Below are 8,898 nucleotides of genomic sequence, written 5' to 3'. Positions count from 1 at the left end.
GGCCTTCGGCCGGGAGGTGCCCCCCGTAGCCGGCGGCGCGGCCCCGCGACGATCCACAAGAGACGGCCTACGTCGCCTCGGTGACGGCCGCCCGCGCCGTGTCGTCCGGGTCCTCGTCGTCCCCCGCCGGGGCCGGCTCGGGCACCTCCGGCAGCTCCGCCGCCAGATCGGCCGCCGCGCGCACCAGCGGCAGCGCCAGCAGCGCCCCGGTGCCCTCGCCGACCGTGACACCGTGGTCCAGCAGCGGGTCCATGGCCATCCGGTCCAGCGCCTTCGCCTGCCCCGGCTCACCGCTCGCCTGGCCCGCCACCCACCAGTCGGGGGAGCGGAACGCGATCCGCTGCGCCACCAGCGCGCACGCCGCCGAGACCACCCCGTCCAGAATCACCGGGGTGCGGCGTACCGCGCTCTGCAGCAGAAAACCCGTCATGGCCGCCAGATCGGCGCCGCCCACGGCGGCGAGCAGCGCCAGCTGGTCGCCCAGGATGGGCCGGCCCCGGCGCAGCCCGTCCCGGATCGCGGCGCACTTGCGCATCCAGGCCAGGTCGTCGATACGGATGCCGCCGCGCCCGGTGACGACCGAGGCGTCGGTGCCGCACATCGCGGCGATGAGCACCCCGGCCGGGGTGGTGCCGCCGACCGAGATGTCGCCCAGGAGCAGCAGATCCGTCCCGGAGTCGGCCTCCTCGTCGGCGACGGCCATCCCGGCGCGGAACGCCTGCTCGGCCTCCTCGCGGGTCAGCGCGTCCTCGATGTCGAGGCGGCCGGAGCCACGCCGTACCCGGTACCGGGTGACGTCCTCGGGCAGGTCCTCCGCCGGGCAGTCCAGCGAGGTGTCCACGATCCGCAGCGGCACCCCGGCCCGCCGGGCGAGGATCGCCGCCGGAGCGGTGCCCTCCAGGGCGGCCCGCACCAGGGTCACCGCACTGCCCGCGGGGCGGGCCGAGACGCCGAGTTCCGCTACCCCGTGGTCGCCGGCGAACAGCACGGCCTTGGGCGCCTCGATCGCGGTCACCGGCACCCGCCCCTGGGCGGCGGCCAGCCACCCGCCGAGATCGTCGAGCCGGCCGAGTGCCCGGACGGGGAACCCGATCCGGGCCCGCCGGCCCTCGGCTTCCCGCCGCAGCTTGGCACTTGGCCGCTCGATGAGGTCGCCGAAGGCATCGAGATTCAGACCACCGTCGCTCATGCGGTAGAGGCTACCGTCCGGTCACCGCGCCGCACGGGGCCGCTTCCCGCCCACCGCCGGCCGGGCGCTGGGGTGACGGCACCACACCGGGGCTCGGCGCGACGCGCCGGGCGCACGGGCAAGCCGGTGGCACCGGGAGCGGACAGCCTCCGCGGGCCCGCGTCACCTCCCGGGCGTCCCGAACCCACCGGCTACGCCGTTCGCGCCGGTCCGGTGGCCCGGCCCCGCCTCATGGGGTGCGTGCCGGTGACGGCCCGTCACGCGCGGTGGGGGCCGGCCCATGGACCGTCCGGCACCAGCGAGCGGAGGACGTCCAACAGGTGCGGGGGCTCGACCGGCTCGTGCGGTGAGCCCAGCTCCGGCCACTCGATCCAGCTGTGCGTGTCCAGGGTGACCTGTTCGTCGGGCAGCAGACCGGTCCGCGTCAGCGGGGGCCGCTCGGCCGTGAACCGTGCGACGAAGAAGTGCTCCGGCCCGACGAACCGCTTGCCGTTCCACTGGAAGTCCCGGTCCACCGGCACCCCCGGGCCGAGGACTGCGGCCGGGTCGAGTCCGGTCTCCTCGGCCAGTTCCCGCCGTGCCGCCTCCAGCGGCGTCTCGCCCGGCTCGATCCCGCCGCCGGGCGGCTCCCACAGCCACCTCCCGTCGAACGGATCACGCCAGCGCAGCAGAAGGACACGATGAGCGGCGTCCAGACAGATGACCCGGGCGGCGGGCCGGTGCGTCGTCTCCACCATGCCGACAGTAGGCGGTGCCGGGGCACCGTTCCACACCCCCGCCGACCGGGCGGCGACCCGTTCAGGGGCGCAGGGTCAGCACCGTGCCCGCCACCGCCAGCAGTACCTGTTCGCACTCGGCCGCCACCGCCGCGTTCAGGCGGCCCAGTTCGTCGCGGAAGCGGCGGCCCGCCGGGGTGGCCGGGACTATGCCCGCCCCCACCTCGTTGCTCACCAGCACCACCGTCCGGCGCGTGGCCCGTACCGCCGCCACCAGCGCCCGCGTACGCGCCGTCAGTTCCGGCAGCGCGGCGCCCGGCTCGGCCTGCCAGGCGCCCGTCCGGTCCATCGCGTCGGTCAGCCACAGCGCCAGACAGTCGATCAGCAGCGGCGGGCCGTCCGGCACCTCCAGCAGCGGCACCAGGTCGCAGGTCTCCGCCGTCGTCCAGCCGCCCGGCCGCCGTTCGCGGTGGGCGGCGATCCGGCGCTGCCACTCGCTGTCCGCCGGGCGGCGCCCGCCGGTGGCCACGTAGGCGACGTCGGGGTACGCGGCCAGCCGCCGTTCCGCCTCGGCCGATTTGCCCGACCGGGCGCCGCCCAGCACCAGGGTCCGCCGGGGCGGCTCGGGCACGTCCTGGAAGTCGCCGACCGGCAGCGTCGTCCCGTCCGGCGCCACCCGCGCGCCCGCCGCCGCCAGCCGGCGGTGCAACTCCGCGCCGGGCGGCACGTCGTGGTCCACGTGCACCGCCAGGACATCGGTGGCCCAGGTCACCGCCCCGGCCGCCCGCAGCCGGGCCAGGGCCTCGGGGCGGCCGGTGACGTCCAGCAGGCACAGGTCGTACGCCGGTCCGCCGGCCGGCAGTCCGGCGGGCGCGGCGCCGGGTGGCAGATAGAGGAGCCGGCCTCCGCCGGGGCCGGTCACCGCGTACCCGGTGCCGGGCACGTCCAGGGCCAGCGCCCGCACCCGGTGCCCGGTGAGCAGCGCCAGTTCCTTGCCGTCGGGTACCCGCACGGGCGCCGGAAGGTCCGCGGGCACCTCCACCCCCGGTGAGGACTGCGGGTGGGTGAGCAGGACCTGCCGTACCCCGTGCAGCGTCTGGCCGGCGCGGGCGGCGGCCAGCGCGGGGCCGGGGGTGAGGTCGAGCAGCAGCACCCCGTCGATCAGCAGGGCCGTCGCGTTGCGCGCGTCGGGGCCGAGCGCCCGCGCGCACGAGGCGCAGGGGCAGCCGGGGCGGGGGAGGCCGGCGGGGGCGCCGGTGCCGAGGAGAGTGACGTCCACGCCCGCATCCTCTCGCCATCCGATCGCCTTCGCCGTCGCAGCCGCGCGTGGACCTGGTGTGATCTAGTCTGCGAACAGCGGTAGGCGCAGCGGCGTGCGGGCAGTACATACCGAGATCGGACTTGTGACAGCAGCGGAAGCGGAGGCGTCCATGGCGTGGGTGTGGCGGTTCGAGAAGGCGGACGGTTCGGTGGCTGTGACCGACTCCGACCCGGGCGACTTCGGTACGCAGGGGGACGCGGAGAGCTGGATCGGTGAGATCTGGAAGGACCTGCTGGACGAGGGCGTGGACCAGGTGACGCTGCTGGAGGACGGCAGCAAGGTGTACGGGCCGATGAGTCTGCACGAAGCGGCCGACGACAGCTGACCCGGTGCCCGGCCGGCCCGCCGGGGGCGTGGCCGAGGTGCCGCCGCCCGCGCCGCCCCGCCCGCCGGTTCCGGTCCGCCGACGGGTGGTTCACGGGCGGCCCCGGCCTGTCGTCCCGCGCCACCGCGGCCCCGTTCGGCACGATGACCGCACGCCCCCGGTGCACGGGGCGTGCGGACCCCGGAAGGCGGGCGGGACACCATGACGGACGGGCCGGGTACGACGGGCCGGCGCCGGTTGCTGCCCCGGGCGGTCCTGGCCGGGGCCCTGGCTCTGGGGGCGGCGGCCGTTCCGGGCGGGGCGGGCGCGGTCGTCGGCGGCGAACGGGCCGGTGGGGAGCACCCCTTCGTCGCGAGCGTCTTCCTGCGCGGTGACGGCGCGGGGGCCGGTGGCGGCGCGGACAGCCACCGCTGCGGCGGGTCGCTGATCGCGGCGCGGTGGGTCCTCACGGCCGCGCACTGCGTGCTCTCCGGGGGCGAGGCGATCGACGCCGCCGTCCTGGGGGTCCGGGTCGGTTCGCCGGACCGTACCCGGGGCGGTACCGAGGCGGGGGTGCGGCGGATCGTCGTCCACCCCGGCCACTCCCCGGCCACCCGCCACGCCGACCTGGCGCTGCTGCGGCTGGACCGCGCCGCCGGTCAGGAGCCGGTCGCGCTGTCCGCCGCGCCCCCCGCTCCGGGGGACGCGGTCCGGCTGGTCGGCTGGGGCTACCCGAGCGGCCGGGACCGGGAACTGCCGGCCGGGCTGCGCCGGGTCGACACCACGGTGACCGCCGACGCCGACTGCGTGGCGGGCACCGAGGACGACCTCACGGAGGGGGACTTCTGCCACAGCCCCGAGCCCGGAACCGGCAGCTGCAACGGTGACTCGGGTTCGCCGGTGCTCCGCTTCGAGGAGGGCCGCTGGCGGCAGCTCGGCGTCGTCTCCCGTGACCTCAACGCCGACCCGGAGCGGGTGGACTGCGGCGCGCTCCCCGGCGTGAGCCCGGGCGTTCCGCACCACGCCGGGTGGATCGCCGACGTCATCGGCGCCGGCTGAGCGTCCGGCGCCCGCCGGGCGGTGCCCGGGACCCCCGCCCCGGCCCGCCCCGCGGCCTCAGACCTCGCCCAGGGTCACCTCGGTGTCGTGCCGGTCCCCGTTGCGCAGGTAGCCCACCGTCACCTTGTCGCCCGGCTGCTGGGCGGCCAGCGCCTCCGACAGCGACCCCACGTCGGTGACCGGTTCGTCCCCGAGCCGTACCACGACGTCCCCGGCCCGCATGCCCGCCTTCGCCGCCGGGCCGTTCTCCGTCAGGTCGACCACCGCCGCGCCGATCGGCTGGAAGCCGTCGCCCAGGATGGTCCGGACGGTCACCCCGAGCGCCGCCCGTCCCGACCGGGTCACCTCGCCGTTCTCGATCATCTGGTCCGCCAGGTCGGTGACCGTGCGCGCCGGGATGGCGAATCCGATGCCGGGCGCCTGCCCGCCGCCCAGCTGCGGGTCGCGGGCCGCCAGGGTCGGGATGCCGATCACCTCGCCCTGGAGGTTCACCAGCGCGCCCCCGCTGTTGCCGGGGTTGATCGCCGCCGAGGTCTGCACCATGTCGCCGAGCGTCGTGCCGCCCTCACCCTCGCTGACCGAGCGGCCCACCGCCGACACGATGCCCTGGGTGACGCTGGAGGACAGGCCGAGCGGGGCGCCCATCGCCAGCACGATCTGGCCCACCTCCACCCGGCCGCTGTCCCCGAACGTGGCGGGCCGCAGCCGGTCCGGCGGGTCGTCCAGCACGACGACGGCGAGATCCTGCGGGGGATAGGTGGCCACCACGGTGGCGGGCAGCGGCTGCTGCTGGTCCGCCAGCAGCACCTCGAACGTCTTCTGCTCGCCGACCACGTGCGCGTTGGTGACGATGTGGCCGTCGCCGTCGTAGATGATCCCGGAGCCGAGACCGTCCGCCGTGGTGATCTGTACGACCGAGGGCAGCACGTCGGACACCACCTGCTGGTACGCGTCCTCCAGGGCCCCGGCGTCCGCGCGCGGCGCGATGTCGGTGGCCGGCGTCGAACGCTCCGTCGTGGTGCAGCCGGCCGGCAGCACGCAGACGGCGCCGAGCGCGAGGGCGGTGAGGAGGCGCGAGGGGAAGCCGGAGGGCCCGGGGATCATCGGCGTCATACAGCGGATTCTCACCGCGCACGCCCCCGCGGCGGCGCAGGAGCGCTACGCCATTGCGGGGGCGTGTGGTGCGTGCGGGTGAACGGGCGGCCTCAGCGGCCGGTGCGGGGCGCCTCGCCCCGCTTGATCTGCGGCTTCGGCAGCCGCATCCGGCGCATCTGGAGGGCGCGCATCAGGGCGTAGGCCCGCGCACCGCGGTGGCTCTCGTTGGGGAAGTGCTCGCGCAGCTCCTTCTTCAGCCGCCGCGAGGAGACCACGAAGTCCATGATGATCATCAGGATGACGCCCAGCCACAGCAGCATCGCGATCGGCGCCGCCGCCGGGATCATGCTCAGCACCAGGATGATCACGGCGATCGGCAGGAAGTACTCCGCGACGTGCCACTTGCTGTCGGTGAAGTCGCGCGCGTACCGCCGCACCGGGCCCCTGTCGCGCAGCGGCAGATGCCGCTCGTCGCCGCTCAGCAGCGCCTCGCGCTGCTTGGCGAGGGCGGCCTTGCGGGCCTCGCGCTGCCGCTTGGCGGCCTCCTTGCGGGAAGCCGGCGGCTTCACGACGGCGCGCCGCAGGGCCTCGGCCTCGCTGCGCTTGGGGGTGGGCCGCCCCTTGGGCGCCTGGGCGTCACGGATCTGCGGCTCGGCCACCGTCGCGGGGGCCTGCTCTTCTTTGGCACGGCTTCGGAACACGCCTCCAGGGTACGGGGTGGGCCGCGGGAAGCGTGAGCCCCCTGAGAGAACCCGGATCCGGCCTCCACCCTTCGCCGGACTCGGTCGGGTATCGATCCTCCTGCGGGATGACCCGATTCCGGGCCGGACCGTGCGCTAATGGGAAGGTGCCCCGTAGGCTAGGGGATCAAGCAGCACAATGGTCTTAGGTCCGAGTCCGTCATGAAGGGGGCGCCCAGGCCGATGAGTGGTTTGATGAAGCGGATGGGGATGATCTTCCGCGCGAAAGCCAACAAGGCCCTGGACCGGGCCGAGGACCCGCGCGAGACGCTCGATTACTCGTACCAGAAGCAGCTGGAGCTGCTCCAGAAGGTACGCCGCGGGGTCGCCGACGTGGCCACCTCCCGCAAGCGTCTGGAACTCCAGCTGAACCAGCTGAACGGCCAGTCCGCCAAGCTGGAGGAGCAGGGCAAGAAGGCGCTGGCGCTCGGCCGGGAGGACCTGGCCCGCGAGGCCCTGACCCGGCGCTCGGCGCTCCAGCAGCAGGTCTCCGACCTGCAGACGCAGCACGAGACGCTCCAGGCCGAGGAGAACAAGCTGACGCTGGCCGCCCAGCGGCTCCAGGCCAAGGTGGACGCCTTCCGCACCAAGAAGGAGACCATCAAGGCCACCTACACCGCGGCCCAGGCGCAGACCCAGATCGGCGAGGCGTTCTCCGGGATCTCCGAGGAGATGGGCGACGTCGGCCTGGCGATCCAGCGCGCGGAGGACAAGACGGCTCAGCTCCAGGCCCGTTCCGGCGCCATCGACGAGCTGCTGGCCTCGGGCGCCCTGGACGACCCGACGGGGACGTCCAAGGACGATCTGACCGCCGAGCTGGACCGGATCTCCTCCAACTCCGACGTGGAGCTGGAGCTGGAGCGGATGAAGGCCGAGCTGTCCGGCGGCAGCAGCGGCGGCCGGACCGCCATCGAGGGCGGCAACGGGTCCGCCGCGCGGGGCGACCAGCAGGAGTCCCCGCGGTTCGACAAGCAGTGACAGCCTGTCCGCGCTGAAGAACACCCCCGACTGGGACCAGGGCAAGGAGAGCGGTGTGATCGTACGGATCATGGGCGAGGGGCAGGTGAAGCTGGATGACAGCCACTTCCCCAAGCTCAATGAACTCGACGACGAGCTGACGGCCGAGGTCGAGGCGCATGACGAGGAGGGGTTCCGGCGGACGCTGACCGCGCTGCTGGACGCCGTCCGCAGCATGGGCACGCCCCTGGACGCCGACGCGCTCGAACCGTCCGATCTGCTGCTCCCCCCGCCCGACGCGAGCATCGACGAGGTCCGCGCGATGCTCACCGACGACGGTCTCATCCCGGACTGACGACGGCACCGACCCCGGCCGCGTGGCGCACGGCCGGTGCCGGACGGCGACCCCTGCTCGTACCCTGGCACCCGTGACTGCTTCGTCCGGCACCCTCGCCCGCCCCCGGCCCCGGCTGCATCCGCTGGTCGTGGACGCGCTGGTGGCGTCGGTGACGCTGCTGGTCGTCCTCATCATCTCCGTCACCACCAACAAGCACCCGGGCGCCAACCCGGCGGCCACCGGTGGGTTCGGCGAGCGCCCGCTGCCCCTCCACACGGTGGTCACGGCGCTGCTGGGCGCGGGGGCGCTGGTGCTGCGGCGCCGGTCGCCGGGCCCGGTGCTGTGCGCCACGCTGGTGCTGACGCTGGCCGAGCTGATCATGGGCACCGTCTCGCATCCGCCGGCCGAGCGGCACACCTCGATGATGGTCATGGTGGCGCTGGCCCTGTTCACGGTGGCCGCCGCCACCGACCGGGCCACCACGCTGCGGGTGGGCACCGGCACGCTCGCCCTGATCACGGTGGCCGGGATGCTGCTGGGCGCCCAGCCCTGGTACGCCTCGGAGAACTTCGGCATCATCGCCTGGACGGCGCTGGCGGCGCTGGCGGGCGACGCGGTACGGCACCGGCGGGCGGCCGTCGACGCGATACGGGAGCGGGCCGAGCGCGCCGAGGCCACCCGTGAGGAGGAGGCCCGCCGCCGGGTCGCCGAGGAGCGGCTGCGGATCGCCCGCGAACTGCACGATGTCGTCGCCCACCACATCGCCCTGGTCAATGTGCAGGCCGGGGTGGCCTCGCACGTCATGGACAGCCGCCCGGACCAGGCCAAGGAGGCGCTGGCCCAGGTGCGGCTGGCCAGCCGGCAGGCGCTCAGCGAACTCCAGACGACCGTCGGGCTGCTGCGGCACCGTGACGACCCGGTCGCCCCGACCGAGCCCACCAAGGGCCTGGCGGTGCTCGGTGATCTGGTGGACGGCTTCACCCGGGCCGGGATGGCGGTGAGCGTGGAACAGGCGGGGACGGACGAGCCGCCGCTGCCGTCCGCCGTGGACCTGGCCGCCTACCGGGTGGTGCAGGAGGCGCTCACCAATGTGCACAAGCACGCCGGGCCCGGCGCCAAGGCCCGGGTGCGGATCCTGCGCACCGGGCGGGGCGACGCGGCGCGGCTCGAGGTGACGGTG

General features: G+C 75.0%; 10 protein-coding genes. 5 read left to right on the top strand and 5 right to left on the bottom strand.

Annotation, left to right across the window (positions count from 1 at the left end; translation table 11 throughout):
* Positions 1–67 precede the first annotated feature (67 nt).
* The 3 genes from ACFV5N_RS20545 to ACFV5N_RS20535 form a co-directional block, all read right to left on the bottom strand.
* The gene (locus tag ACFV5N_RS20545; protein WP_385601751.1) at positions 68–1,189 is read right to left on the bottom strand and encodes a nicotinate-nucleotide--dimethylbenzimidazole phosphoribosyltransferase; all 1,122 of its coding nucleotides are present in this window, start codon (positions 1,187–1,189) and stop codon (positions 68–70) included.
* Positions 1,190–1,446: 257 nt separating this feature from the next.
* Positions 1,447–1,926 (bottom strand): NUDIX hydrolase, encoded by a 480-nt coding sequence (locus ACFV5N_RS20540; protein WP_385601748.1) that lies wholly within the window; start codon positions 1,924–1,926, stop codon positions 1,447–1,449.
* Positions 1,927–1,987: 61 nt separating this feature from the next.
* Positions 1,988–3,184: a bifunctional adenosylcobinamide kinase/adenosylcobinamide-phosphate guanylyltransferase gene (locus ACFV5N_RS20535; RefSeq protein ID WP_385601746.1), complete on the bottom strand. Its 1,197-nt coding sequence runs from the start codon at positions 3,182–3,184 to the stop codon at positions 1,988–1,990.
* A 151-nt stretch (positions 3,185–3,335) separates the two neighbouring features.
* On the opposite strand from ACFV5N_RS20535, the gene ACFV5N_RS20530 reads away from it, so the two are divergent.
* Both ACFV5N_RS20530 and ACFV5N_RS20525 read left to right on the top strand, forming a co-directional pair.
* On the top strand, positions 3,336–3,551 hold the full coding sequence (locus tag ACFV5N_RS20530; RefSeq protein WP_019433759.1) for a hypothetical protein: 216 nt from the start codon (positions 3,336–3,338) through the stop codon (positions 3,549–3,551).
* Between the two features lie 201 nt (positions 3,552–3,752).
* Positions 3,753–4,589 carry a S1 family peptidase gene (locus tag ACFV5N_RS20525; protein WP_385601743.1) on the top strand — a complete coding sequence of 279 codons (837 nt, stop codon included), beginning with the start codon at positions 3,753–3,755 and terminating at the stop codon, positions 4,587–4,589.
* A 57-nt stretch (positions 4,590–4,646) separates the two neighbouring features.
* Here the strand turns inward: ACFV5N_RS20525 and ACFV5N_RS20520 are convergent, their stop codons facing one another.
* Together ACFV5N_RS20520 and ACFV5N_RS20515 are read right to left on the bottom strand one after the other, a co-directional pair.
* Positions 4,647–5,702 (bottom strand): S1C family serine protease, encoded by a 1,056-nt coding sequence (locus ACFV5N_RS20520; RefSeq protein ID WP_385601740.1) that lies wholly within the window; start codon positions 5,700–5,702, stop codon positions 4,647–4,649.
* Between the two features lie 92 nt (positions 5,703–5,794).
* On the bottom strand, positions 5,795–6,385 hold the full coding sequence (locus ACFV5N_RS20515) for a DUF3043 domain-containing protein (RefSeq protein ID WP_385601738.1): 591 nt from the start codon (positions 6,383–6,385) through the stop codon (positions 5,795–5,797).
* 234 nt (positions 6,386–6,619) lie between these two features.
* Between ACFV5N_RS20515 and ACFV5N_RS20510 the strand changes: the two genes are divergently transcribed.
* From ACFV5N_RS20510 to ACFV5N_RS20500, 3 genes are all read left to right on the top strand, one after another.
* Positions 6,620–7,402: a PspA/IM30 family protein gene (locus tag ACFV5N_RS20510; RefSeq protein ID WP_385601757.1), complete on the top strand. Its 783-nt coding sequence runs from the start codon at positions 6,620–6,622 to the stop codon at positions 7,400–7,402.
* 55 nt (positions 7,403–7,457) lie between these two features.
* Entirely contained in the window at positions 7,458–7,736 is a 279-nt protein-coding gene (locus ACFV5N_RS20505) for a hypothetical protein (protein WP_385601735.1), read from the top strand.
* 64 nt (positions 7,737–7,800) lie between these two features.
* Positions 7,801–8,898 (top strand): sensor histidine kinase (locus tag ACFV5N_RS20500; RefSeq protein WP_385601754.1); only part of this gene is annotated, 1,098 nt, incomplete at its 3' end.

It is taken from the genome of Streptomyces sp. NPDC059853 (genome assembly GCF_042731495.1).
Classification (GTDB): Bacteria; Actinomycetota; Actinomycetes; order Streptomycetales; family Streptomycetaceae; genus Streptomyces.
Note: the sequence above shows the minus strand (reverse complement) of the source record. Positions and strands in the feature narration are given on the sequence as shown.